This is a genomic window from Arsenicicoccus bolidensis DSM 15745, from assembly GCF_000426385.1.
In the GTDB taxonomy this organism is placed as follows: Bacteria; Actinomycetota; Actinomycetes; order Actinomycetales; family Dermatophilaceae; genus Arsenicicoccus; species Arsenicicoccus bolidensis.
In genome coordinates this window covers 80722-105804 of record NZ_AUFG01000007.1, presented here as the reverse complement: position 1 = coordinate 105804, position 25083 = coordinate 80722, and the positions used below count along the sequence as shown (strand labels likewise).

The window sequence follows — 25083 nt, the reverse complement described above, 5'->3', positions numbered from 1 at the left end:
TTCGACGGCCGGGGGCCGTCAGCAGCAGCGCGCGTCGCCCGTCGTGGCGCCGAGGAAGTCGCGGGCCAGGTCCAGCACCTCGGGGACCACCGCGTAGTGCGCCCACCGGCCGCGCTGCTCGCGCGTGATGATCCCGGCGCCGACGAGCTTCTTGAGGTGGTGGCTCAGCGTCGGCTGGCTGATCCCCAGCTCGTCGGGGAGGTGGCACGCGCACACCGTGCCGCCCTGCGCCGCCGCGAGGTAACCCACCAGCCGCACGCGCGTGGGGTCGGCCAGGGCCTTGAAGATCTCCGCGAGGCAGGCGGCGCGGTCGGCGGGCATCAGGGTGGTGCTGCCCGCGGCGCAGCAGTCCGTCGAGGCGGTGGCCAAGGTCGTCATACGGCGATGGTATCCGCCATATTGACAACTCTCAATGCGAGTGCCAGGCTCCAGATCGACGAACGTCGATGAGAGGAAGCCATGACCACCACCGACCGCGCGCCCGAGACCTCGGTCACGGCGCGGCTGTCCACCCTCGACCGATACCTGCCGGTGTGGATCGGCGTCGCCATGGTCGCCGGCCTCCTGCTCGGGCGCCTGGTGCCGGGTCTCGGCGACGCTCTCGCGTCAGTCGAGGTCGACGGGGTCTCGCTGCCGATCGCGATCGGCCTGCTCGTGATGATGTACCCGGTGCTGGCCAAGGTCCGCTACGACCGCCTCGACACCGTGACGCGCGACGGACGCATGCTCGGCTCCAGCCTCGTCCTCAACTGGATCGTCGGGCCCGCGCTGATGTTCGCCCTCGCGTGGACCTTCCTGCCCGACCTGCCGGAGTACCGCACCGGCCTGATCATCGTCGGGCTCGCCCGCTGCATCGCCATGGTGATCATCTGGAACGACCTGGCCTGCGGCGACCGCGAGGCCGCGGCCGTCCTGGTCGCCCTCAACTCGATCTTCCAGGTCATCGCGTTCGCGGCCCTCGGCTGGTTCTACCTGTCGGTGCTGCCCGGCTGGCTCGGGCTCGAGCAGTCCGCCCTGGACGTCTCCCCGTGGGAGATCGCCACGAGCGTCCTGATCTTCCTCGGCATCCCGCTGCTGGCGGGCTACCTGTCCCGCCGGATCGGCGAGAAGCGTTGGGGGAGAGAGTCGTACGAGCGGGGGTTCCTGCCGAAGGTCGGGCCCTGGGCCCTCTACGGGCTGCTCTTCACGATCGTCATCCTCTTCGCCCTGCAGGGGGAGCAGATCACCAACCGGCCGCTGGACGTGGCGCGCATCGCGCTGCCCCTGCTCGTCTACTTCGCCCTGATGTGGGGCGTGTCCTACGTCCTCGGGCGGGTGCTCGGCATGGGCTACGAGCGCACGACGACCCTGGCGTTCACGGCCGCGGGCAACAACTTCGAGCTGGCCATCGCCGTGGCGATCGCGACCTTCGGCGTGACCTCGGGGCAGGCGCTGGCCGGCGTCGTCGGCCCGCTGATCGAGGTGCCCGTGCTCGTCGGCCTGGTCTACGTCAGCCTCTGGCTGCGCCGCCGCTTCCCGCACGCCGCTGACACCCCCCGCTGACACCCCCCGCTGACACCCATCGTCGACCCAGGAGTCCCGATGAACGACCGCCGACCCTCCGTCATGTTCGTGTGCGTCCACAACGCCGGCCGCTCCCAGATGGGTGCGGCCTACACCCACCACCTGTCCGGCGGGGCCGTCGAGGTGCGTTCGGCGGGCTCGGCCCCCGCCGACACCGTCAACCCCGCCGTGCGCGAGGCGATGCTCGAGGAGGGCATCGACATCTCCGCCGAGAAGCCCAAGGTCCTCACGCCCGAGGCGGTCCAGGCCTCCGACGTCGTGATCACCATGGGCTGCGGGGACGACTGCCACTACTACCCCGGGAAGCGCTACGAGGACTGGGTGCTCGCCGACCCCGCCGGTCAGGGCGTCGAGGCCGTGCGACCCATCCGGGAGGACATACGGCGTCGGGTGACCGAGCTCCTCGGCGAGCTGGGGGTCGAGGTGCAGCCGCTCGGGCGCTGACAACGCCCTCGTGCCGGCCGAGGTCACCTAGGGTTCGGTGCATGAACGCTGGTCGACTCCCTGCAGGGGCAGGGCTGCTCGCACGGTCGGCGCTCGCGGCCCTGGTGATCGCGGCAGTCTCGGCGTGCGGGGTGCAGGTCCCCACCGATCCCGGACGCACCCTGGACCGGGTCCGGTCCGAGCGGGTGCTGCGCGTCGGGGCGACCCACGCGCCGCCACGCGTGGTCGTCACCGATCCCGAGGGGGAGCCGTCGGGGCCCGAGGCCGAGCTCGCCCAGCGGTATGCCGCGCACCTCGGCGCCCGCGTCGAGTGGACCACCCACAGCGAGGCCGCCCTCGTCGAGGACCTGTCCGACGGTGAGGTCGACCTGGTCGTGGCCGGGCTCGATGCGACCAGCCCCTGGGCCGCCGACGTCGGGCTGACCAGGCCCTATGCCGAGTCCACGGACCCCGGCGGCCAGACCCGGCAGCACGTCCTGGCCGTGCCCGCGGGGGAGAACGCCCTGCTGTCCGACCTCGAGCGCTGGCTGGACGCCGCCGAGGGAGCGTCATGAGCCGCCACGGCACGTCCCGCACCAGGTTCGGGGCGACGACCCTGCCGACCGAGCAGCGTGACGCCCTGCACCGCGCGACCCGGCTCGAGTGGATCACCATCGGCTACATGGTGACCTGCGTGGTCGCCGTCTACCTCGTCATGGGTTCGTCCCAGGCGATGAAGGCCGCCTGGATCGAGGACCTGCTGGCGTTCGTGCCGCCCATCGCCTTCTTGATCGCTCGGAGGCAGGTCGGCAAGAGCCCCTCGCCCGAGTACCCCTACGGCCGCCACCGCGCGGTCGCCAGCGGTCACCTCGCCGCCTCGGTGGCGCTGCTGCTGGTCGGCGCGATGCTGCTGTGGGACTCCGTCACCGGGCTTGTCAAGGCGGAGCACCCGCCGATCGGCACCCTCCAGCTGCTCGGGCACACCGTCTGGGCGGGCTGGGTGATGATCGCGGTCATGGCCTACACCCTCGTCGGGCCGATCATCATCGCCCGGCGCAAGATGCCGCTGGCCGAGGCGCTCCATGACCGGATCCTCTACGCCGACGCCGACATGCAGAAGGCCGACTGGATGACCGCGGCCGGGTCGATCGCCGGCATCGTCGGCATCGGGCTGGGCTGGTGGTGGGCGGACGCGGCGGTGGCCAGCGCCATCGCCCTGTCCATCGTCAAGGACGGGTGGTCCAACCTGCGGTATGCCGGACGCAACCTCATGGACGGGCGGGCCAGGACCTACGACTCCGCCCACACCCACCCCCTGGTCGCGGAGGTCGACGAGGTCCTGCGGGGATTCGGGTGGGTCTCGGACGCGCGCAACCGGGTCCGCGACATGGGCCACGTGCTGCACGTCGAGTCCTTCGTGGTGCCACGGGGATCCGCGGCGCTGACGGCGGACGTCGAGGCGGCGGCGGCCGCCATACGAGCCCTGGACTGGAAGCTGGACGACGTGGTGATCATGCCGGTGAGCCGGATCGGTGACCTGCCCGACCCCCGGGAGGACCGCGCATGACCATGGACGTGCGGATCGGCACCTCGGGCTGGACCTACAAGCACTGGCGCGGGACCTTCTACCCCGACGGGCTGCGGATCGCCGACCAGCTCGACTACTACGCCGAGCGGTTCGACACCGTCGAGCTCAACGGCTCGCACTACCGCTGGCCCGCCGACACCACCGTCGAGGGCTGGCGCGACCGGCTGCCGGCGGGCTTCGAGATGACGGTCAAGGCGTCGCGCTACCTGTCGCACTACCGCAAGCTCAAGGACCCCGAGGACTGGGTCGAGCGCATCACGCACACCCACGACCTGCTCGGTGACAAGGCCGGCCCGCTCGTCGTGCAGCTCCCCGCCGACCTGCACCGCGACGACGACCGGCTCTCGACCTTCCTCGGGATGCTGCCCGAGCGGGTGCAGGTCGCGGTCGAGCCGCAGCACGAGTCCTGGCTCGACGACGGGGTGTTCGACCTGCTCGACCGGCACGGCGCGGGCTTCGTGGTGTCGGTGATCGCCGGGCGCGAGCCCGTGCTGCGGGCGTCTGGTCGGCTGGCCTACGTGCGGTTCCACAACAGCGACCCCGAGTGGCGGTATGGCGGGTCCTTCGACGACGAGGCCCTCACGCGGTGGGTGGGGCACCTGCGGGGTCTCACGGCGGGCGGCCGACCTGCCTACTGCTACTTCAACAACGACAACTACGGGTATGCCGCGTTCAACGGCCTCCGCCTCAAGGAGCTGGTCGCCGGCGAGCAGGCCTAGCTACGCCGCCTCGCGGCTCGAGCCGCCCCGGCGTTGGGTCACTTCGGTGCTGCTATGACGACACCGAACCCACCCGACGATGGGGGAGGATCGCGAGCGGGGTCAGGCGCGGGCCAGCCAGGCGGCCAGCCCCACACCGGCCACCGCGACGAGCCAGCGCATGACCCGCTCGGGGATCAGCTGCTGCGCGGCGGGGCCGAGGTTGCCACCCACCAGGCAGCCGAGGCCGAGCGCCAGTGCCGCCCACCAGCTCACCGGCCCGAAGGCGATGAACAGCACCGCGGCCACGATGTTGGTGGCGGCGAGCAGCACGGACTTGAGGATCATCGACCGCTTGAACGCGTCGCTGGAGGCCAGCAGCGCGAGAGCGAGGTAGATCGTGCCGGCACCGGCGCCGAAGTACCCGCCATACGTGCTCACCGCGAGGACCCCGGCGAGGTAGACCCAGCGGGGTGCGGACCGGTCTCCCTGCAGGCGCCGCAGGCGCGGGGAGACCAGGACCATGAGCGAGGCCAGCAGGATGAGCCAGGGTACGACGAGCTGGAAGGAGCCTTCGCCGCCGACCAGCAGCACCGCGGCGCCGATCCCGCCGCCGAGGGCCGCGAGGCCGAGCTGCAGCAGCAGGTCCCGGCGTCCGCCGGCGAGCAGCGTGGGCATCGCCCGGGTGGCCGCGCCGGCCCCGATGCCGATCAGGCCGAGGGTCTGGCTGACGTTGGCGGCGACGGGCGACAGTCCCGCCGCGAGCATGGCGGGATAGGACACGAGCGAGGCCATGCCGGTGAGGTAGCCCACGAATCCCGTTGCCACCCCGGCCAGCACGAGCAGGGCGAAGGTCGTCAGCTCCACCGCGCGACCGCCGGTCCCACGGGGGCGGACGCGTGGCCGGGATGGGTCATGTGCTGCAGGGTAGCCCCGCGGGTGGCCGTGGCCGGGATGGGCGGCCCGGCGCTCAGGTGTGCAGGAGCGCGCTCAGCGCCTGGACCGCCTTGCACCCGCAGCCCACCACGTGCGGGAAGGGGACGCGGACGTCCTGCACGCGGCCGTCCTGCTCGACGCGCACGACCACGCCGCGGGTGTCGGCCAGGACGGGGCGCGCCCTGGCGTCCGGGCCGAGGGGGAGGTGGCGCGAGACGAGCGCCCGGACCAGCTCCCGGTGCCCCTCGTCGAGGTGGGCCATCCACCGGTCCTCCCACCCGCCGAGCGGGTCGATGCGCGCGGCGACGTAGTCCTGCGGCTCGACGACCTGATAGGTCGGTCGGCCGTCCGTGGTCTCGATCCGCCACTCGAGGCTCACGCGGCTGGGCGTCAGGCGCCCCACGGGCGTGCCGTCGGACACCGCGAGGTGCTCGGCCAGGTCGTCGCGGATCGGTCCGAGATGCACGTCGACCGTCCCCGTCATGCGGACGATGCCCCGCACCCGATCGGCCCGGTGCGCGCAGGAGACGTCGACCGCGACCAGGTCCAGGACGGGCAGGTCGGCCCCGGGGGCGACGCGCAGCGCGCAGCGGGGTGGGACCTCGCCGAGCGAGAAGAGCACGGCGCCGGAGCGTTCGAGGGCGTGGCGGCGCAGCAGCACCCGGTGGTCGAGCACGCCGAGCTCGACGTGCGTCGAGGTGGCCATCACGGTCTTGGCGCGGCGGTCGGCGTCGATCACGGGGCCCTCCTCCATCCGTTCGTCCGTCAGCAGCCTTCGACTTAGGCAACCCTAACTTAATCCGAGGCGGAAGAGACCTAACTATCCATTGACGTTTGCCGGTTATCAAACTGGCGTCATGGCATCACTGGTCAAGGGAGAGGGAAGAGGAGCCATGAGCATCAGCATCGGCAACGTGTGCGTGGACACGAACGACCTGTCGGGCAGCACCGCCTTCTGGCGGGCGGTGACCGGCTACCAGGTCGCGTCCTCGGACGAGGGCACGACCTATCTCGAGGACCCGGGCAAGGGCGGCGTGGGTCTGTCCCTGCAGCTCGTGCCCGAGCCGCGAGCAGGCAAGAACCGGCTGCACCTGGACCTGTTCACCGGCGACCTGGCTGGCGAGGTGGGCCGGATCCGCGACCTCGGGGCCACCGAGGTGCAGAGGTTCGACGACGACGGGTGGGTCGTCCTGGCCGATCCCGACGGCAACCAGTTCTGCGTGGTCGCCTCCTAGCCGCGGTGGTCCTGGCCCTCACGGTCATCACGCCGGACACCCAGGCCCGGACAGGCGTCGAGGAGCCGTCGTCGCGCGCCGACCAACCTCGATAGGCGGTTAGAATTCACGGATGGAATCGCCCGCCACCCCCCACCCGCTGAGCCTGATCGAGGAGTTCATCAACACGCGAGGGCCGGACGCGGACGGGCTCAGCACCCGCCAGCAGCTCCAGGCATGGCTGGCCGGACGCGACCTCGCCCCCGCCGGGGTCACAGTCGACGAGGCGGGGCTCACCCGGGCGACCTCGGTGCGCGAGGGTCTGCGGGCCCTGATCGCCGAGAACAACGCCCCGCCGGTGGACAGCCCCCGTCCCGACGACCTGGACCCTCACGCGCGGAGCGACCTCGCGGGGCTCGTCGCGGAGCTGCCGCTCGTGCTGGACATCGGCGGGCCCGCGCCCCGGCTCGTCCCTCGACCCGGCCTGTCGGTCGTCGACGCGGCCCTGGCCACCCTGGTCGCCGCCGTGCCACCGGCCGTCGCCGACGGTACCTGGACGCGGCTCAAGGCCTGCCGCGAGCCGAGCTGTCGCTGGGCGTTCTACGACCACTCGCGCAACCGCTCGCGGTCGTGGTGCTCGATGGGGCTGTGCGGCAACCGCGCCAAGGGACGCGCGTTCTACCACCGCAACCAGTGAGCTCGCGCGACCTAGGCTGGCGGCGTGGACGACGGCGCGACCCCGCTGGTGCGGACGCTCCTGGCGCTCGAGGCGATCCAGGACCGGCCGGGGGTCACCGCTGCCCAGCTCGCCGACCGGCTCGGCGTCACCGAGCGAGCGGTGCGGCGCTATGTCCTGACGCTGCGCGAGGCGGGGGTGCCGGTCGAGTCCTCCAGGGGGCCGTATGGCGGCTACCGGTTGGGGCGCGGCGCCCGGCTCCCTCCCGTCGTGTTCACCGAGGACGAGGCGATCGCCCTGGTCACGGCGGTCCTGTCGGCCACGGCGGGGCAGCGGCAGGGGACCGACATCCGGCGCGAGGCGCTGGACAAGGTCATCCGTGCGCTGCCGGCCCGGGTGCGGCAGCAGGCGGCGGTCGTGCGCGACACCGCGAGCGGGGCGGGTCGTCCGGACCCGCTGCCGGAGTCGACCGTCACCAGCGCGCTGGTCGCCGCCATCGCCGAGGGGCGCCGGGTCGAGCTGGACTACCGCAGCGAGTCGGGCCGCACCCACACCTGGCTCGTGGACCCGTGGGCGCTCGTGGTGCGCCACGGCCGGTGGTACCTCCTCGGCCACTCCCACCACGCCCAGGCCACGCGCACGCTGCGCGCCGACCGGGTGGCGCGCGTGACCGCGACGGCCGAGTCCTGCTCGGCCCCAGCCGATCTCGACCCCGTGGCCGCGCTGGAGGAGGCGCTCGGGGCGGGCTGGGAGCTGACGACGCACGTGCGCTTCGACGCCCCCGTCGAGGAGGTCGCCCGCTGGGTCGGCGCCGTCTCCGGCACGCTGACCGCGGTCGAGGGCGGCTGCGAGCTGCGCGGGTCGACCAGCAACGCCGAGATGTATGTCCTCGAGCGCCTCGCCCAGATCCCTCATCCCTGGCGCATCCTCGGTGGCCCCGAGCTGCGGCAGGCCGCCCGCGACGTGGCCGCCCGCCTCGCCGCGGCTGCGGACTGAGGCGGGCGGGACGGCATACGCGCTGGTGGGGTCAGAGACCGACCATCGACATCCCGGCCTCGTCGTAGCGCTCCCCGGCGACGCCGACGCGCTCCGCGAGCCCGTCGAGGTTGGCGACGTCGTCCGCGGACAGGGCCACCGCGGTGGAGCCGGCGTTCTCGTCGATGCGCTCGCGGCGACGGGTCCCGGGGATCGGCACGATGAAGGGGTGCTGCGCGAGCAGCCAGGCGAGGGCCACCTGACCCGGCGTGGCACCGCGCTGCTCCGCGAGCGCCTTGACGTGGTCGACGAGGGCCTGGTTGGCCGCGAGGTTCTCGGCCGCGAACCGCGGCACGCGAGCGCGGATCTCACCCTCGCCGAAGGTCGCGTCGGCCGAGACTGTGCCCGTCAGGAAGCCCTTGCCGAGGGGGCTGAACGGCACGAACCCGATGCCCAGCTCGGCGCACGCGGGCAGGACGGCGGGCTCGGGATCGCGGGTCCAGAGGGAGTACTCGCTCTGGACGGCGGTGACGGGGTGGACGGCGTGCGCGCGGCGGATGGTGTCGGCGCCGGCCTCGGACAGGCCGAAGTGCTTGACCTTGCCCTCCTGGACGAGCTCGGCGACGGTGCCGGCGACCTCCTCGATGGGGACGTCCGGGTCGACGCGGTGCTGGTAGAAGAGGTCGATCGCCTCGACGCCGAGGCGCCGCAGGGAACCCTCCGCTACGCGGCGGATCTGGGCAGGGCTGGAGTCCGTGCCCTTCATCTGGCCGTCCTCGATGCGCCAGCCGAACTTCGTGGCGACGACGACCTGGTCGCGCATCGGTGCGATGGCGTCGCCGACGAGCTTCTCGTTGACGTAGGGGCCGTAGACCTCGGCCGTGTCGATGAACGTGACCCCGTGCTCGACGGCGTAGCGCAGCACCGCGATCATCTCGTCACGGTCGCCCGGGTTGGGGCCGTAGCTCATGGACATGCCCATGGCGCCGAGGCCGATGGCCGACACCTCGAGTCCCTGCCCCAAGGTCCTGGTGTGCATGGCATTCCTCCTGCTCGTCGACGGGTTCGGATGTGTCCATCACACACCGGTCGAGAGGGGCAGGGGGAGTCCCTGGTGGGAGGGGGTACTCCCAGGGCCTGCCTGGGGTCGCGTCAGTGGCCCGCGCCGAGGTGGCCGGACAGCTGGGCATGACGGGTCGCCGAGGCGGCGTCGAGACCGACGATCTCCACGCGCTTGCCCTTGGCGGCGTACTTCGCCTCGATGGCGTCCAGGGCGGCGACGGTGGAGGCGTCCCAGACGTGGGACCCGGACAGGTCGACGACGACGTGCTCCGGGTCGCCGGCATAGTCGAACTGGTAGACGAGGTCGTTGCTCGAGGCGAAGAACAGCTCGCCGTGGACCCGGTAGACCCGGGTGTCGATCGTGCCGTCTGCGTCCTCGTCGGGCTCTGCCACCCGCTCGACCGTGGAGAAGTGCGCGACGCGGCGCGCGAACACGACGAACGCCGTGTTGACGCCGGCGATCACGCCGTAGGCCAGGTTGTGGGTGGCGACCGTGACGACGACGGTGACGAGCATGACGATCGTCTCGCTCCACGGCATGCGGCGCAGCGTGGACGGGGCGACGCTGTGCCAGTCGAAGGTCGCGACCGAGACCATGATCATCACCGCGACGAGCACCGCCATCGGGATCCGGGCGACGGCGGGGCCGGCCCCCACGACCAGGCCGAGCAGGAAGAGCCCGGCGAGGAAGGTCGAGATCCGGGTGCGGGCGCCGGAGGACTTCACGTTGATCATGGTCTGGCCGATCATGGCGCACCCGCCCATCCCGCCGAAGAGGCCGGTGACGATGTTGGCCACGCCCTGCCCCCAGCCCTCACGGGTCTTGTCGGAGTGAGTGTCGGTGATCCCGTCGACGAGCGTGGCGGTCATGAGCGACTCGAGGAGGCCGACCAGCGCCATGGCGAGCGCGAACGGCCCGATGACCTGCAGGGTCTGCAGGGTGAGCGGGACGTTCGGCAGGAGCAGGGTCGGCAGCGAGTCCGGCAGCTCGCCCTGGTCGCCGACGGTGGGCATGCGCCACCCGGTCACCTGCACGAGGGCGGTGATCAGCACGATGGCGACCAGGGGCGCCGGGACCGCGGTCGTGACGCGAGGCAGGAGCACCAGCACCGCGATGCCGAGGGCGACGAGGGGGTAGACGATCGGGGGGATGGAGGGGCCGACCAGGTGGGGGAGCTGGGCCAGGAAGATCAGGATCGCCAGGGCGTTGACGAAGCCGACCATCACCATGCGGGGGATGAAGCGCATGAGCCTGGCGACGCCGAGCAGGCTGAGGACGATCTGCAGCACCCCGGCGAGCAGCACCGTGGCCAGGAAGTAGTCGATCCCGTGATCCCTGGCGACCGGGGCGATCACCAGGGCGACGGCGCCCGTCGCGGCGGAGATCATCGCCGGACGGCCACCGACGATCGCGATGGTGCAGGCCATCGTGAACGACGCGAACAGCCCCATGCGGGGGTCGACGCCCGCGATGATCGAGAACGAGATGGCCTCGGGGATGAGCGCCAGGGCGACGACGAGCCCGGCCAGCACCTCGGTCTTGAGCCGCCGGGGGTCGCGCAGCGCGGCGAGCGTCGAGGTGTCTCGGTCGCCGGCGTCGGGGACGAGGGGGAAGCCCCGTTCGCCGCCCCGGGTCTCGGCGGCGCTGGGGGTGGTGCTGGCCAAGGATGGCTCCGTCCATGAAAAGGGCCGCAGCGTGAAGCCAGCTGCGGCGGGGTGAGGCTTCGCGATCCTACCTTGACGCCACGTGAGGGTTGCCCCGCTCAGGCCGTATGCCGGGGGCCGGGGAGCGCGTCGTAGCGCTCCGTCAGGACCCTGGCTGCGCTCTCGCGGGCGCGGCAGGTCGACATCGGGACCTGACCGAAAGTGCTGCGCGGCAAGGGGTCTCGTCCCAGTGCGGCGGTGCGGGCGTCGTCCCAGCGGACAAGGACCTGCCAGGCGCCGCCGTCCTGCGCGACCTCCCGGACCGTTCCGACGGCGCACAGCTCCTGGCGGCGCGACAGATAGGCCCAGATCGTGTCGCCCGCTTGCATCGTCCGGAATCCCGAGCGCAGGCACCAGCGGTCGATCTGCTGAGAGCGACCGATCGCCTCCCAGACCGGGCCGGCATCGGGACGGGTCCGCCAGTCCGGCGGCTGGTGCTCGGCGTGCGCCGCCGGGTCGATCGGCAGCAGCCAGTGGGTCCTTGGTGCCTCGGACTGCGCCTGCACGTGCGGCTGCGAGGCGTCCGGCCAGGACGGGCCACGGCGCAGGCGCACCGGGCCTCGGGCCGTCCGCACGTCGACCGGCCGGCCACCCTGGACCACCTCGATCACGCCCTCGTCGGCGAGGTGGGCGGCGGCATCCCGGGTCGGCTGCATCAGCTCCCGCCAGTCCTCGCCGCCGAGCCCGCGCGCGACCTCGGACGGGCAGATGGTGACGTCCGCGGACCGGCGGCCGAGCAGGTCGACGATGTCGACGCGCAGCTCGGCGTCGGTGGGTGCTGGTGCGGGCGCGGCCACCCCGGCACTCTAGGTCCTTCCCGAGCGGTGCGGGGGCTCACCTCGGACCGCGACCACGCACCAGGACCACGAGGACCAGCGACAGGATCCCGCCGGCGGCCGTGGCGAGGAGCCTCTGAGGGACCGAGCCCTGCGCGCCGATCCCCATGACCTCGAGGAAGACCACGACCCAGGCGGTCAGGGCCGTCGTGTAGAAGAAGTAGTTGACGGACTGCAGGGCGAACATCGCCCAGGCGAGCAGGGTGCCGAGAGCCAGCAGGGTCATTCCCTCGGGGCGCGCCAGGACCACGGCGCCGCCGCCCGCCGCCACCCCGACCGCGGTGCCGAGCAGGCGGTCCAGCCCCCGCGCGATCGTGTCGGTCAGCCGAGGTTGCAGCACGTTGACCACCGTCAGGGGCACCCAGTAGCCGCGCAGGGGGAGCAGGAGCTGGGAGAGGGCCTCGGCGACACCCAGGCCGAGGCCCAGGCGCAGGGCATGCCAGCGTGACTCCGGTCCGGGGTGTCGCAGGTCGTCGAACACCGCCCGGCGCACCTCGGGCAGCGGCGCCGGCTCCGCCCTCTCCGGGCCGGGGAGCTCCCGTCGCAGGACGACCGCGACCCGGCTCCGTCGGCGTCGCGACCGAGGCCCGACGAGCGTGCCGATCATGACCTGCACCAGCCCGCCCACGGCGACCAGGCCGGCATAGGTCAGGGCCGTCCGCAGGGGCGTCGCCTGCTGGCCCATGGCGAGGAAGCCGACCACCGCCTGCACCCCGACCTGACCCGGGCCCTCGCGCGGGCTGAGCAACCCCACGACCGCGCCGATGGCGGCGAGGGTCAGGACCGCGAGCAGGGGGTGGTCGGACACGAGGCAGGCAACGAACAGCGACGACGACAGGACGGCTGTGGTCACCAGCATGGTGAGCCGAGGCCGCGCGATCTGCGGATCGACGCCGAGACCACCGGCGTTGATCGCGCCGCTCGCGGCGACCACGCCCAACAACGGCTCGGACATCAGCACCCCGGCGAGCAGGACGGCGCCGAAGCCCAGGGCATAGGGCACCGCGACCGCGGGCTGAGCAGCACCGCGGTCGACCTGCAGGGCGGGCCGGACGACGGTGCGCACGCGCTCCCTGCGGGTGGGGCGGCTGGGCTGGTCGGGGTCGTCGAGCGGAGGACGGGTCGAGCTCATCGCCGTCGAGAGTAGTTCGGCGTCGGGCGCGCCGCCCGGGAAGTCGACAGGATGCCATCCTGGGGGCGTGCGACCACGAGGGTATGTCGGTGTCGTCGGCCCGGGTGCGGCCACGTCGGAGCAGGTGCAGCAGGCAGTCACGGTCGGCCGGCTGCTCGCCGAGCAGGGACTGGTCGTCGTCACCGGTGGTCTCGGCGGCGTGATGGCGGGCGCCGCGCTGGGCTGCGGGCAGGCGGGCGGGACGAGCCTCGGGCTCCTGCCGGGCGAGGATCGCTCCGCCGCCAACCCGCACCTGTCGGTCACCATCCCCACCGGCCTCGGCGAGATGCGCAACGCCCTGCTCGTCCGTGCCTGCGACGCGGTGGTCGCGGTGGGCCACAGCTGGGGGACGGTCAGCGAGATCGCGCTCGCGGCGCGCACCGGCGTGCCGGTGGTGCTGCTGGACGGGCTGCGGTTGTTCGACGAGGTGCCGGTCGACGGCGACGACGTCCGCGCGCCCCGGCACGCGGTGTCGCCCGAGGATGCCGTGTCGAGCGTGCTCGGGGATCTGGGGCTCGAGACCTCGCCTGCTCGTGAGGGCGGCGGACCGACATACGACGGGTGGGTGCTCGGCGTCGACGGGGCCCGGGGCGGGTGGACCGGCGCGCTCCTGCCCGTGTCCGGCGCGGGGACGGTGCGGATCGTGGCCGGGGCCGACCTGCGGACCGTGATCGACCGGGTCGATCACGGCGCTGTGCACGTCGAGCTCGTCGCGGTCGACGCGCCGATCGGCCTGCCGGACACCGGGCGCCGCAGGGCGGACGTCGAGGTGCGCGGGCGGCTGGGCCCGCGCGCCGGCTCGGTCTTTGCGACCCCCGTGCGTGACGCGCTGGCGGCCGAGTCGTATGCCGAGGCCCGCCGGATCAGCGTCGCCCGCACGGGCGGGACCAGCCTGGCCGCGCAGAGCTATGCCATGCGCAGGGCCATCCTGGACGTCGACGCCTACGTGCGCGGGGAGGGGCCGACCCTGCCGGTGGTCGAGGTGCACCCCGAGCTGTGCTTCGCGATCATGGCGGGCGCCCCGCTGGCCTCGAGCAAGAAGACGCCCGAGGGGCTGCGCGAGCGCGAGGGACTGCTCCTGGCCCAGGGGATCCACCTGCCGCGGGACCTCGACCTCGGTCGGCGCGGTGCCGACGACGTCCTCGACTCCGCCGCCGCGGCCTGGAGCGCGGCGCGCGTCGTCCGCGGGGAGGCCGTCCGCCATCCTGCTCGGCCCGAGCGCTTCAGCGACGGCATCGACGCCGCGATCTGGGTCTGACCCCTCGCCGGCCGACGTCGGGGAACAAAGGCGTGACCGACGGAGTTGAGCCAGATAGACTCAAGTTCACTGACACGAGCTTGCACATGGATCGCAGGCGGTCATACCTTGAGTGCTGACGACTCAACATCCGCTAGTCAACAAGGAGAGCCACACATGGCACGTGCAGTCGGTATCGACCTCGGCACCACCAACTCCGCCGTCTCCGTCCTCGAGGGCGGCGAGCCGGAGATCATCGCCAACGCCGAGGGCGGTCGCACGACCCCGTCGGTCGTGGCGTTCAGCAAGAACGGCGAGGTGCTCGTCGGCGAGATCGCCAAGCGCCAGGCCGTCACCAACGTCGACCGCACCATCCGCTCGGTCAAGCGCCACATGGGCACGGACTGGAAGCAGGAGATCGACGGCAAGGACTACACCGCGCAGGAGATCAGCGCCCGCACGCTGATGAAGCTCAAGCGCGACGCCGAGTCCTACCTCGGCGAGCCCGTCACGGACGCGGTCATCACCGTCCCGGCGTACTTCGACGACGCCGAGCGCCAGGCCACCAAGGAGGCCGGCGAGATCGCGGGCCTCAACGTCCTGCGCATCGTCAACGAGCCGACCGCGGCCGCGCTGGCCTACGGCCTGGACAAGGGCAAGGAGGACGAGCTCATCCTCGTCTTCGACCTCGGCGGCGGCACCTTCGACGTGTCCCTCCTCGAGGTGGGCAAGGACGCCGAGGACGGCTTCGCGACCATCCAGGTCCGCGCCACCAACGGCGACAACCGCCTCGGCGGCGACGACTGGGACGACCGGATCGTCAAGCACCTCCTGACCCAGGTCAAGAACAACACCGGCGTCGACCTGTCCAAGGACAAGATCGCCATGCAGCGCCTCAAGGACGCCGCCGAGCAGGCCAAGAAGGAGCTGTCCACCGCGACCAGCACCAACATCAACCTGCAGTACCTCTCGATGGGCGAGAACGGCCCGATCCACCTCGACGAGACGCTCACGCGCACGCAGTTCGAGCAGATGACCGCCGACCTGCTCGAGCGGACCAAGGAGCCCTTCCACAACGTCATCAAGGACGCGGGCATCAAGGTCAGCGACATCGCGCACGTCGTCCTGGTCGGTGGCTCGACCCGTATGCCGGCCGTGTCCAACCTGGTCAAGGAGCTCACGGGCAAGGAGCCCAACAAGGGCGTCAACCCGGACGAGGTCGTGGCCATGGGCGCGTCCCTGCAGGCCGGTGTCCTCAAGGGCGAGCGCAAGGACGTCCTGCTGATCGACGTCACGCCGCTGTCCCTCGGCATCGAGACCAAGGGTGGGCTGTTCACCAAGCTCATCGAGCGCAACACGGCCATCCCGACCAAGCGCTCCGAGGTCTTCACCACGGCCGACGACAACCAGCCGTCCGTGCTGATCCAGGTCTTCCAGGGCGAGCGCGAGCTGGCCCAGCAGAACAAGGGTCTCGGCACCTTCGAGCTCACCGGCATCGCCCCGGCCCCCCGCGGCATGCCCAAGATCGAGGTGACCTTCGACATCGACGCCAACGGCATCGTGCACGTGTCCGCCAAGGACCAGGGCACGGGCAAGGAGCAGTCGATGACGATCTCGGGCGGCAGCGCGCTGTCCAAGGACGAGATCGACCGCATGGTCAAGGACGCCGAGGCGCACGCCGACGAGGACAAGAAGCGGCGCGAGGAGGCCGAGGCTCGCAACAACGCCGAGCAGCTCGTCTACTCCACCGAGAAGTTCCTCGCCGACAACGCCGACAAGCTTCCCGAGGACGGCCGCAAGCCCGTCGACGAGTCGCTGAAGGACCTCAAGGACGCGCTGGCCGCCGAGGGCACCTCGTCCGAGGACATCTCCACCAAGGCCACCACGCTCTCCGAGGAGTCCCAGAAGCTCGGCGCCGCGCTCTACGCGCAGCAGTCCGACGAGGGCGCCGCGGGTGCGGGCACTGCCGGAGCCGGCGCGGCGGGTGCCGCGGGCGGTGCTGCCGGCGCCGGCCAGGCCAAGGCCGATGACGACGTCATCGACGCCGAGGTCGTGGACGACGACACGGACAAGAAGTGATGGACGACACCACCGGTCGCGTGGGCTCTCCCGAGGGGGAGCCCACCGGCCCGGTGATCCGGGACAAGCGACGCATCGACCCCGCCACGGGCGAGGTGCGCCAGCCGGCTCCCGACACCCCCGCACCCACCTCGAGCGACGACAGGGAGACCCCGATGTCCGACCCGTCAGACCAGCACGAGCCCGGTGACCAGCAGAGCGGCATGCCGCAGGACCCGTTCTCGGCCGAGGAGTCGGCCCTGCACGAGGCCGAGGTCGGCGCGGCCGAGGCGGACGCCGCGGCCGCGCGGGCCAAGGCCGACGGCGAGCACCCCGACACGGTGCTGGCCGCCGAGCGGCTCGCCGACCTGCAGCGCCTGCAGGCCGAGTACGTCAACTACAAGCGGCGTGTCGACCGCGACAAGGTCCTGCTCAAGGACCTGGGCGCCGCCTCGGTGATCGAGGCGCTCATGCCGGTCCTGGACGAGATCGCGCTGGCCCGCCAGCACGGCGACCTCGGCGAGGGCACGCCCTTCGCGTCGATCGCCGACAAGCTGCAGCAGGCCCTCGGCCGCTTCGGCCTCGAGGCCTACGGCGAGCCGGGAGACGAGTTCGACCCGGCCCTGCACGAGGCCCTGATGCACGTCCAGGCGGAGCTCCCCGAGGGAGCCACCACCACGACGGTCGTCCAGGTCCTGCAACCCGGCTACCGGCAGGGCGACCGCGTGCTGCGCGCAGCCCGCGTCTCGGTCGCCGACCCGCAGTAGCACCGCCCACGCCGGCCCGCCAGCACGACTGGCGGGCCGGCCGGGCACCACCCCCTTTGCGTAGCACCTTCGACCCATGGAAGGAGTCGCCGATGGCCAGTCAGGACTGGTTCGAGAAGGACTTCTACGCCACGCTCGGCGTGGCCGAGGACGCCGACGCGGCGACCATCAAGCGCGAGTACCGCAAGCTCGCCCGCAAGCTGCACCCGGACCAGAACCCCGGTGACGACGCGGCCGAGCAGCGGTTCAAGGAGATCGGCGAGGCCTACGCGGTCCTCTCCGACGCCGAGCAGCGCAAGCAGTACGACGCCATCCGCCAGATGGCCCACGGCGGAGCGCGATTCGCTCCTGGGGCCGGCGGCAACGGCGGCTTCGAGGACGTCTTCAGCAACCTGTTCACCGGCGGTGGCGCGGGCGGCCCCGGCATGCGGTTCACCACGAGCGGCGGACCGGGCGGCGGCCAGCCGGACATGGAGGACCTCCTGCGCATGTTCGGCGGGGGAGGGGGCCAGAGCCCCTTCGGCCAGGGATACGGCGCGTATGGCGCCCCCACCGGCCCGCGACCCGGCGCCGACGTCGAGGCCACCGTCACCATCGGCTTCCCCGAGGCGGTGCGCGGCGACACCGTCACGCTGACCGCCGCCGACGGCGAGCGCATCACCACCCGGATCCCCGCAGGGGTCAGGGACGGCCAGCGCATCCGGCTCCGCGGCAAGGGCGGCCTCGGCGACCCGCAGGCGCCCCGCGGTGACCTCTTCCTCAACGTCACCGTCACCCCGCACGAGGTGTTCGGCCGGGACGGCGACAACCTGACCGTCGAGGTCCCCGTGACCTTCGCGGAGGCGGCGCTGGGCGCCACCATCAAGGTGCCCACCCTGGGTGGCGACCTCGTCGGCGTCAGGCTCGGTGCCGGCACCCAGAGCGGCCAGCGACTGCGGGTCAAGGGCCGCGGCATCGCCACCAGGTCAGCGACCGGCGACCTGATCGTCACCGTGCACGTCGTGGTCCCGCAGCGGCTCACCGACGAGGCCCGGGCCGCCGTCGAGGTCCTGGCCGCGGAGGACGCCGAGACCGACGTCCGCGCCGACCTGCGGGCCCGCGCCGCGAGGGCGTGATCTCGTGCCCGGCCGCGAGCGACGCGAGTTCGTCCCCGACGACGACGCACCCATCTTCGTGATCTCGGTGGCGGCGCAGCTGGCGGGCATGCACGCGCAGACGTTGCGGCAGTACGACCGGCTCGGCCTCGTCGTGCCCAAGCGGTCCGGGGGCGGCGGGCGGCGCTACAGCGCGCGTGACGTCGCCCAGCTGCGCGAGGTGCAGTGGCTCTCCCAGGAGGAGGGCGTGAGCCTGGCCGGCATACGGCGGATCCTCGACCTCGAGAGCCACGTCAGCGCCCTCGAGGCGAGGCTCGCGGACGCTCTGTCCGAGGTCGAGCAGCTGCGCCCTCAGGCGTTGTACGGCCACCGTGTGTTCGCCGCGGGTCGCCGCGGCGACGTCGTGGCCATGCCACCCGGTCAGCGTCCGCGGGTCCCCCGCTCGACCAGCCAGGCCCTGGTCGTCTGGCGCCCCGACGCGCCGCGCTGAGGCCTACTGGGCCGGCGCGGCGATCTCCCGCGTCGTCAGGGCGGTCTGCATGATGGCGTAGATGTTCTCGGGCCGGCGGGCGTCGTAGGCCTGACCGTCGGGGACCGCGGCCGCGATGCGCTGCAGCGCACCGAGATCCGCGTCCTGGCTGATCGCGATCAGCACGAGCCGCACCGGCCGGGCGCTGTCCTTGCCGGCCTGCCTCAGGTTGGCGATCAGCTGCGCCTCGCTGATGGAGCTGGGGTCCTCGTTCTTGCCGTCCGTCAGCAGCACGAGAGCGTTGGCGTAGTCCGGCTGGTAGGTGCGCTGCAGCTGCTGGTAGCCCGCCCAGATCGTGTCGTGGACCGCGGTGCCGTTGGCGCGCTGCCACTGCAGGCCCATCGCCGAGCGCGCGAGGGCCTCACGCTGGGTCAGGGGTCCCGCCGTCGCGTCGATGCGTCTGATCGGGACCCGCTCGACCCAGTCCTTGGGCTGCGAGGCGTGCGCGAGGTCGAAGGTCCACAGGCCGATCTGGCTGCTCGGCGGGAACTTCTCGAGGGCCTTGAGCGCGGCCCCGGACGCGAGCTGGAGGCGGTTCATGCCGGGGATCGCTGGCTTCTTCATCGACTCGGAGGTGTCGATGACCGCCAGCATGCGGGTCTGTCGGGACATGGTGACCCACGTGCGCAGGGCGGTGTCGGCGTCGCTGGCGCGCGGTGTCGATATGACCTTGGGGAGGCTGGCGGGCACACCGGCGAGGTCGGGGCCGTCGGACTCGCCGATCCGGAACCCCGCCTTGCGGAGCGCGTCGACCGACTGGGCGTCGGCCAGGGCGTCCTGCAGCTTGGCGACGGCGGCCGCAGACGGGGCGTTCTTGCCGGCCACGGTCACCATGCGGTAGTCGAGCTGGGGCGTGGCGTCGCTGGGGGTCATCGCCCGCAGCGGCGTCTTGGGGTTGGCCTGGTTGAGGTGGGCGAGCTGCTGCTCGGAGGTGGGGAAGGCAGGCGCGGACGCGGCCGGCGTCAGGGCCTGTCGCCTCAGGTCGGCCTCGTCGACCGTGCTGCGGGACAGGGTCAGCAGGAGACCCTGCAGCGCTCGGGCGTCCTGCGGCGAGGAGGCGACGGCCTGCTTGGCGCCGAGCAGGGCGAGCAGGGACGGGGTGCTCCGCTCCGGGCTCGCGACCTTGAGGGGGACGGCGCGCTGCGCGATCAGCTGGGACCACGTGAGCGGTCCGGGGCGCGCCGTGCCGGCGGCGCCGCGCGGTATGGCGAAGACGACCGGCGACGTCGCGACGACGGGCCCCATGTCGAGCTTGGTGCTGGGCGCCGCGGACGTGACGCGTTCGGCCCACAGGCTGGAGTCGGGGATCCACACCTGCGTGCGGTCGTCCGCCCCGCTCATGAGACCGGACGCGGTCACGGACGAGCTCTGCACGTCGACGGTGTAGTCGATGCAGTCGTCGCCGCGCGTCTCCTGCCGCTGGGCCACCTGGCCCAGCACGGGCGCGAGCTCCTCGGTGGTGGTGACCCGCATCGGCGTGACCGAGGAGCAGGCCGACAGGCCGGTGCGCGGGGACGTCGAGCCTGCGGCGGCGTCCCCAGGTGAGTCGTCGTTGACCAACGCGGCGGCCCCCGCGATGCCGATGACGGCAGCGATGGGCAGGGCGAGGACCGCGACCTTGGGGATGGTCCGAGGGGCAGAGTGGCGTCCCATGGCCGCAATGTAGCCGAGGGGGAGGAGCCGGCGCCCGCGTTCCCGTCCTCAGGTGCCCAGGTGAAAGCCCAAGCGCCGTAACCAAATACGCTGGGTGATGGCGAAGGGCGAATCCGTCACCGTGGGTGTGCCGGTCCGACCCGCTCGGCCCTACAGGATCGGCACCTGGGCCCGGGTGCGCTCGACCAGGTCGAGGTCGATGTCGGCCACCAGCAGGTCCGGCGACCCGCCGAGTCGCGCCCGCACGGCCCCCGTGGGGTCCACGACGGCGCTGCGCCCGATGCCGAGGGGCTTGCGGACGGAGTCGGCACGCCAGGCCTGCCCGGCGGCCACCAGCCAGGACTGGGAGTCGTGCGCCCGCGCGGCCGTCAGCAGGTCCCACTGCTGTGCCTTGCCCGGACCGTCGCCCCAGGACGCCGGCAGCGCCACGAGCTCCACGCCGGCCCGGCCCAGCTCGGTGAACTGGTCGGGGAACCGCACGTCGAAGCAGGTCGCCAGCCCCACGCGAACGCCGTCGACCTCCACGCTGACGTAGCCCGACCCCGGAGCGACCGTCTCGGACTCCGTCGTGGTGTAGGCGTCGAACAGGTGCACCTTGCGGTAGGTGGCCTCCGCGTGCGGCCCCGTGAGCAGGAGGGTGTTGTGCACCCGCCCGTCGTCGGCGGGCTCGAACATCCCTGCCACCACGGTGATCTCGTGCGTGCGCGCGGCCTCGCGCAGGGCCTCGGCGAAGGGGCCGTCGAGGGGCTCCGCGTGCGGGCCCAGCGGCACGGCGAAGGTCATCATCGTCGCCTCGGGGAGGACGACCAGCCGGGCGCCGGCCTCCGCAGCCTCGGCCACCAGGCGGCAGGCCTGCTCGAGGTTGTGCTGCTTGTCGTCGGTGCTGGCGAGCTGCCCGGCCGCGACGCGCCAGCGCCTCACGACCGCCCCAGCCCGACGCAGGCGGCCTCGAACGCGGTGTAGGACGTGGGGTCGAACGGCACGAACCGCACCAGGTCGATCCCGTCCCGGGAGTGAGCCGCGACCGTCGTCAGGGCGATGCGCGCGACGTCGGCGACCTTCCAGCCATAGGCGCCCGCGCTCACCGCCGGGAAGGCGATCGTCCGGACGCCCAGCTGCTGCGCGACGTCCAGCGAGCGGGTGTAGCACGACGCCAGCAGCCGGGGGTCGATCTGTCCCTCGTGCCGGTTGGGGCCGACGGTGTGGATGACATAGCGGCAGGGCAGGTCGCCCGCGCCCGTGGCGACGGCGTCACCGACGTGCAGGCCCTCGGGGTAGTCCGTGGCCCGCAGGTGACGGCACTCCTCGCGCAGCGTGGGCCCCGCGGCGCGATGGATCGCCCCGTCCACGCCACCGCCACCCATGAGGGAGGAGTTCGCGGCGTTGACGATCGCGTCCACCGCCTGGGTGGTGATGTCGCCCTGCACGATCTCGATGCCAGCCATGGCTCCCAGCCTACGACGGCGGTCACCGGGCGGCCCCGGAACCACCCCGTCCCGCAGCGGTCGCGCGGCGTTCACCGTCCAGGGCCGGCCTGGACGCCTGGGCCACCTAGCGTCCTGGAGAACCCGCTGCCAGCAGAGAGGCCCGTGACATGTGCCGCGACGGCTCCCCCCATCAGGACCATCAGCCGCTTCCCCACGTCTGGGACGAGCCGGTCACGCCCCTCCCGACCGCCACGGGTGCGAGCCGTCGCAGCGTCCTGACGGCCGCGGGGGCCGCGGGGGCCGCGGCTCTCGGAGCCGGTCTGCTGCCCGGGGTCCTCGCGGCGCCGGACGCCGGTGCCGCACCCGCCGGGCGGCGGCCGCGCCACGACCGTTACGACTGGCTCGTCGGCGACCACCACGTCCACACGGTGTTCTCGCACGACGCGAAGTACCTCGTCGAGACGCAGGTCGCGCGGGCCCACGAGTTCGGCGTCGACTGGATGGTGTTCACCGAGCACTCCAACGTCGGGCACCACGACAAGGGCGCGCACCTGGAGCGCCACCTGCAGCGGATGCGGCGCCAGTACCCCGACCTGCTCATCTACCAGGGCCTGGAGTGGTACATCCCGGCGGCCGAGTACTGCACCGTCATGGTCGCGCCCGGCGACAACGACGCCGATCTGCTGCGCCAGTTCGAGAGGCTGTGGGACGGCAAGCTCAACCGGTGGGAGAAGCCCACCCCCGGGACCCCGCAGGTCGCCGAGTGGGAGGCCAAGGCGGTCGAGGCGCTGCGATGGCTCGCGGCCGAACGGCGCCGTGGCGTCGTCGACGACGTGCTGGTCCTCGCCAACCACCCGCTGCGGCTGGGCATCGACTCGCCGCACGAGCTGCGCGCCTGGCGTGACGCCGCCCCCGAGATCATGATCGGCATGGAGGGGGCCCCGGGGGCACAGGCGGGTGCCTTCGGGACCAACCGGGCGCCCGGCTACCAGCGCGGGGAGTACGAGAACGCGCCCTCGGCCTACTCCTGGCCGGGCTACCCGCTCGAGGCCTATCGCACGAGGGGCGGTTTCGACTGGGCCAGCTCGGTCGTCGGTGGCCTCTGGGACTCCCTGCTGGCCGAGGGCCAGGCCCTACTGGATCACCACCAACTCCGACCACCACAACGAGTCGCGCGACCGCACCACGGTCGGCGCGTACCCGCCCGGCGAGACCTTCGACACCCTGGGCCGTCGCCCCGACCCCGTCCCCACCGCCGATCCCCAGGGGGGCGGTGACTACTGGCCCGGTAAGTTCAGCCGCAACCACACGGGCGTCGAGCGTCGCAGCTACCGCGCCGTCATGCAGGCCCTGCCCGAGGGCCGCAGCTGGGTCGACCACGGGCACCTGGTCAACCGCGTCGAGGTCGAGGTCACCGGTGGCGGACCAGCTGGTCGCGGTCGCGGCCATGCGGGTGGCCGGCAGGTCAGCGCCACGCTCGGCGGCCGCATCCGCGTCCGCCGCGGCTCCAGCATCACCCTGACGGTCACCATCCACCCCACGACCTATCGCAACGCCTGGGGGATCCTGCCGCAGCTCGCGCACGTGGACGTGATCCAGGGGAGGGTCACCGGGCCCGCGACCGACCGCGACACCTGGCGGGCGCCCGGCACCCGCGTGGTGCGCACCTGGGACACCGGCGGCCGCCGCGGACCCGTCACGCTGCGCCTCGAGCTCGTCGCGGAGCACTCGGGCTACCTGCGCCTGCGCGGCAGCGACGGCAACCGCCACGGCGTCGGCCCGCTCGGGGCCGCCGTCGATCCCCACGGTCCGGTCCCGCACGACGGGACCCCGGACGCCGGGAACCCCTGGGCCGACACGTGGTTCTACACCAACCCCGTGTTCGTCGACGTGGTCTGAGCCCTCTCCACCCCGGCATACGGCAGGTCACATGAGCGCGGAGGTGAGGCGGCAGAAGCCGTCCGCGACCTGCTCGTGCCACGGCCGACGTCGCCACTCCGCGAGGTCCAGCCTGCGCGAGCGGGACCGCAGCTGATCCTCGAACGCCTCCAGGTCCTGGGCGAACTCGCGCCCCTCGACGAGGGCCGACACCTCGAGGTTGAGGGTGAACGAGCGCATGTCCAGGTTGGACGACCCGATGACCGAGGTCTGGCCGTCGACCGTGAGGGTCTTGGCGTGCAGGACGTAGGGCTGGGGATACATCCAGATCTCCACGCCGGCGTCCAGCAGGATCTCGTAGTAGGACCGCTGGGCGTGGTGCACCAGGAACTGGTCGCCCTGCTCCGACACGAACAGCTCGACCTTGAGCCCCTGCTGGGCCGCGGTCGTGACCGCCATCAGCAGCGACTCGTCCGGCACGAAGTAGGGACTGATCATGCGCACCGAGTGCAGGGCGTTGTAGATCAGGGCGTTGAACAGCTTGAGGTTGTTCTCGGCCTCGAAGCCCGGGCCGCTGGGCACGCACTGGGCGTAGAGGTCGCCGGTCGCCCGCACCTCCGGGAGCCCCTGCGTGGAGCCGACGTCGAGGAGCTCGTCGGTCTCGGAGTACCAGTCGGTGCGAAAGACCGCGTCCAGCTCGAGCACCACCGGTCCGGTGAAGCGCGCCATGATGTCGATCCACTCGCGCCCGAGCCGGCGGTTGCGCCGCTTGCCGTAGCGCGCGTCGATGAGGTTCTGCGAGCCGATGTAGCCCACGGCGCCGTCGATGATGAGCAGCTTGCGGTGGTTGCGCAGGTCGGGGCGCAGGATCTCGCGCTTGAACGGCGTGAACGGGAGCATCCGGGCCCACTGGGCACCCATGGCGTCGAGGCGCTTGATCGTCCGGCGGTAGCCCGGGATCCGCAGGGAGGCCAGGTGGTCGAACAGGACCCGCACCTCGACCCCACGGGCCACGGCCCGCTCGAGGGCCGCGAAGACCGGTGTCGTCGTCTCGTCGAGGCTGAGGATGTAGAACTCGGCGTGGACGTACTCGCGGGCGAGGTCGATCTCCTCGGCCATCATCTCCAGCGACCGGACGTAGTCCGTCTCGACGGTGGCGTCCGACCCCGCGACCATCGGCATGGCGCCGAGTCGCCGGTTCATCCGGGCGAGGGGCTCCAGCCACGGCGGCGCCGAGTCCGGCCCCTGGGTGTCCATGTCGGCCGTGCGCTGCAGGATCACCTCCGACACGCGGCGCTGCTTGTTGCGGCGGCGGCGGGGCAGCTTGGGCGACCCGATGAGGATGAACGCGAAGAGCCCGAGGAACGGGATGAAGAAGATCGCGAGCAACCAGGCCACGGCGCTCGAGGGCCGGCGGTTGTTGGACACGACCGAGGCCGCCACCACGCGGAACGCCAGGTCGAGCAGCACCAGCAGCTCGACGCTGAGGTTGCCCGGCGTGGGTGGCCAGTCGAACCATGCGAACCAGCCGAGCCACCAGTCCATGCTCACCTCCTCCGGACGCAGGACCACCTCGCGTGCCGAGTCTGGCACG

General features: G+C 72.4%; 26 protein-coding genes. 15 read left to right on the top strand and 11 right to left on the bottom strand.

What is annotated here, in order from left to right; translation table 11 throughout:
• Nucleotides 1-18 precede the first annotated feature (18 nt).
• Nucleotides 19-378, bottom strand: coding sequence for an ArsR/SmtB family transcription factor (locus K313_RS0105985; protein ID WP_029210836.1), 360 nt, complete (start codon nucleotides 376-378; stop codon nucleotides 19-21).
• Between the two features lie 81 nt (nucleotides 379-459).
• On the opposite strand from K313_RS0105985, the gene arsB reads away from it, so the two are divergent.
• Genes arsB through K313_RS0105960 form a run of 5 tightly spaced genes read left to right on the top strand, consistent with a single transcriptional unit; the run spans nucleotide 460 to nucleotide 4293 of the window.
• Nucleotides 460-1542 (top strand): ACR3 family arsenite efflux transporter, encoded by a 1083-nt coding sequence (gene arsB / locus K313_RS0105980; RefSeq protein ID WP_029210835.1) that lies wholly within the window; start codon nucleotides 460-462, stop codon nucleotides 1540-1542.
• Between the two features lie 39 nt (nucleotides 1543-1581).
• Nucleotides 1582-2007: an arsenate reductase ArsC gene (locus tag K313_RS0105975; protein ID WP_029210834.1), complete on the top strand. Its 426-nt coding sequence runs from the start codon at nucleotides 1582-1584 to the stop codon at nucleotides 2005-2007.
• A gap of 41 nt (nucleotides 2008-2048) precedes the next feature.
• A complete protein-coding gene (locus tag K313_RS0105970; RefSeq protein WP_029210833.1) occupies nucleotides 2049-2561 on the top strand; it encodes a substrate-binding periplasmic protein in 513 nt (170 codons plus the stop codon).
• Entirely contained in the window at nucleotides 2558-3553 is a 996-nt protein-coding gene (locus K313_RS0105965; RefSeq protein ID WP_029210832.1) for a cation efflux transmembrane domain-containing protein, read from the top strand. Before K313_RS0105970 ends, K313_RS0105965 begins: the two co-directional genes overlap by 4 nt.
• Nucleotides 3550-4293, top strand: coding sequence for a DUF72 domain-containing protein (locus K313_RS0105960; protein ID WP_240483943.1), 744 nt, complete (start codon nucleotides 3550-3552; stop codon nucleotides 4291-4293). The genes K313_RS0105965 and K313_RS0105960 overlap by 4 nt, the downstream gene beginning before the upstream one ends.
• A 102-nt stretch (nucleotides 4294-4395) precedes the next feature.
• Here K313_RS0105960 and K313_RS0105955 read toward each other — a convergent pair whose 3' ends face one another.
• Together K313_RS0105955 and K313_RS0105950 are read right to left on the bottom strand one after the other, a co-directional pair.
• On the bottom strand, nucleotides 4396-5139 hold the full coding sequence (locus tag K313_RS0105955) for a sulfite exporter TauE/SafE family protein (protein WP_029210830.1): 744 nt from the start codon (nucleotides 5137-5139) through the stop codon (nucleotides 4396-4398).
• A gap of 103 nt (nucleotides 5140-5242) precedes the next feature.
• The gene (locus K313_RS0105950) at nucleotides 5243-5947 is read right to left on the bottom strand and encodes a DUF2470 domain-containing protein (protein ID WP_156911163.1); all 705 of its coding nucleotides are present in this window, start codon (nucleotides 5945-5947) and stop codon (nucleotides 5243-5245) included.
• 154 nt (nucleotides 5948-6101) lie between these two features.
• Between K313_RS0105950 and K313_RS0105945 the strand changes: the two genes are divergently transcribed.
• The 3 genes from K313_RS0105945 to K313_RS0105935 all read left to right on the top strand — a co-directional run bounded on the left by K313_RS0105945 (nucleotide 6102) and on the right by K313_RS0105935 (nucleotide 8094).
• On the top strand, nucleotides 6102-6443 hold the full coding sequence (locus K313_RS0105945; RefSeq protein ID WP_029210828.1) for a VOC family protein: 342 nt from the start codon (nucleotides 6102-6104) through the stop codon (nucleotides 6441-6443).
• A 112-nt stretch (nucleotides 6444-6555) separates the two neighbouring features.
• Entirely contained in the window at nucleotides 6556-7119 is a 564-nt protein-coding gene (locus K313_RS0105940; protein ID WP_029210827.1) for a CGNR zinc finger domain-containing protein, read from the top strand.
• A 24-nt stretch (nucleotides 7120-7143) separates the two neighbouring features.
• Nucleotides 7144-8094 carry a helix-turn-helix transcriptional regulator gene (locus K313_RS0105935; protein WP_029210826.1) on the top strand — a complete coding sequence of 317 codons (951 nt, stop codon included), beginning with the start codon at nucleotides 7144-7146 and terminating at the stop codon, nucleotides 8092-8094.
• Nucleotides 8095-8125: 31 nt separating this feature from the next.
• Here the strand turns inward: K313_RS0105935 and K313_RS0105930 are convergent, their stop codons facing one another.
• The 4 genes from K313_RS0105930 to K313_RS0105910 form a co-directional block, all read right to left on the bottom strand.
• Nucleotides 8126-9112, bottom strand: a complete 987-nt coding sequence (locus tag K313_RS0105930) for an aldo/keto reductase (RefSeq protein ID WP_029210825.1) — start codon at nucleotides 9110-9112, stop codon at nucleotides 8126-8128.
• A 113-nt stretch (nucleotides 9113-9225) separates the two neighbouring features.
• Nucleotides 9226-10800 (bottom strand): SulP family inorganic anion transporter, encoded by a 1575-nt coding sequence (locus tag K313_RS0105925; RefSeq protein ID WP_029210824.1) that lies wholly within the window; start codon nucleotides 10798-10800, stop codon nucleotides 9226-9228.
• Between the two features lie 98 nt (nucleotides 10801-10898).
• Complete coding sequence (locus tag K313_RS24775; protein ID WP_313535013.1) at nucleotides 10899-11636, bottom strand: DUF3253 domain-containing protein; 738 nt, start codon at nucleotides 11634-11636, stop codon at nucleotides 10899-10901.
• A 37-nt stretch (nucleotides 11637-11673) separates the two neighbouring features.
• The gene (locus K313_RS0105910) at nucleotides 11674-12807 is read right to left on the bottom strand and encodes an FUSC family protein (RefSeq protein ID WP_029210821.1); all 1134 of its coding nucleotides are present in this window, start codon (nucleotides 12805-12807) and stop codon (nucleotides 11674-11676) included.
• Between the two features lie 67 nt (nucleotides 12808-12874).
• Between K313_RS0105910 and K313_RS22915 the strand changes: the two genes are divergently transcribed.
• The 5 genes from K313_RS22915 to K313_RS0105885 all read left to right on the top strand — a co-directional run bounded on the left by K313_RS22915 (nucleotide 12875) and on the right by K313_RS0105885 (nucleotide 18492).
• Nucleotides 12875-14104, top strand: coding sequence for a DUF429 domain-containing protein (locus K313_RS22915; protein ID WP_029210820.1), 1230 nt, complete (start codon nucleotides 12875-12877; stop codon nucleotides 14102-14104).
• 156 nt (nucleotides 14105-14260) lie between these two features.
• Complete coding sequence (gene dnaK, locus K313_RS0105900; protein ID WP_029210819.1) at nucleotides 14261-16162, top strand: molecular chaperone DnaK; 1902 nt, start codon at nucleotides 14261-14263, stop codon at nucleotides 16160-16162.
• The gene (locus K313_RS0105895; RefSeq protein WP_029210818.1) at nucleotides 16162-16908 is read left to right on the top strand and encodes a nucleotide exchange factor GrpE; all 747 of its coding nucleotides are present in this window, start codon (nucleotides 16162-16164) and stop codon (nucleotides 16906-16908) included. Before dnaK ends, K313_RS0105895 begins: the two co-directional genes overlap by 1 nt.
• A gap of 92 nt (nucleotides 16909-17000) precedes the next feature.
• Nucleotides 17001-18023, top strand: a complete 1023-nt coding sequence (locus K313_RS0105890; protein WP_029210817.1) for a DnaJ C-terminal domain-containing protein — start codon at nucleotides 17001-17003, stop codon at nucleotides 18021-18023.
• 4 nt (nucleotides 18024-18027) lie between these two features.
• Nucleotides 18028-18492, top strand: a complete 465-nt coding sequence (locus K313_RS0105885; RefSeq protein ID WP_029210816.1) for a heat shock protein transcriptional repressor HspR — start codon at nucleotides 18028-18030, stop codon at nucleotides 18490-18492.
• 3 nt (nucleotides 18493-18495) lie between these two features.
• Here K313_RS0105885 and K313_RS0105880 read toward each other — a convergent pair whose 3' ends face one another.
• The 3 genes from K313_RS0105880 to K313_RS0105870 all read right to left on the bottom strand — a co-directional run bounded on the left by K313_RS0105880 (nucleotide 18496) and on the right by K313_RS0105870 (nucleotide 21629).
• On the bottom strand, nucleotides 18496-20184 hold the full coding sequence (locus tag K313_RS0105880; protein ID WP_029210815.1) for a substrate-binding domain-containing protein: 1689 nt from the start codon (nucleotides 20182-20184) through the stop codon (nucleotides 18496-18498).
• 150 nt (nucleotides 20185-20334) lie between these two features.
• Nucleotides 20335-21105, bottom strand: coding sequence for a carbon-nitrogen hydrolase family protein (locus tag K313_RS0105875; protein WP_029210814.1), 771 nt, complete (start codon nucleotides 21103-21105; stop codon nucleotides 20335-20337).
• Entirely contained in the window at nucleotides 21102-21629 is a 528-nt protein-coding gene (locus tag K313_RS0105870) for an O-acetyl-ADP-ribose deacetylase (RefSeq protein ID WP_029210813.1), read from the bottom strand. Before K313_RS0105870 ends, K313_RS0105875 begins: the two co-directional genes overlap by 4 nt.
• Before the next feature lie 149 nt (nucleotides 21630-21778).
• Between K313_RS0105870 and K313_RS24160 the strand changes: the two genes are divergently transcribed.
• Both K313_RS24160 and K313_RS24155 read left to right on the top strand, forming a co-directional pair.
• The gene (locus K313_RS24160) at nucleotides 21779-22888 is read left to right on the top strand and encodes a PHP domain-containing protein (RefSeq protein WP_205621822.1); all 1110 of its coding nucleotides are present in this window, start codon (nucleotides 21779-21781) and stop codon (nucleotides 22886-22888) included.
• A gap of 64 nt (nucleotides 22889-22952) precedes the next feature.
• Entirely contained in the window at nucleotides 22953-23510 is a 558-nt protein-coding gene (locus tag K313_RS24155) for a hypothetical protein (RefSeq protein ID WP_205621821.1), read from the top strand.
• 27 nt (nucleotides 23511-23537) lie between these two features.
• Here the strand turns inward: K313_RS24155 and cls are convergent, their stop codons facing one another.
• On the bottom strand, nucleotides 23538-25034 hold the full coding sequence (cls, locus tag K313_RS0105860) for a cardiolipin synthase (protein ID WP_029210812.1): 1497 nt from the start codon (nucleotides 25032-25034) through the stop codon (nucleotides 23538-23540).
• Nucleotides 25035-25083 lie beyond the last annotated feature (49 nt).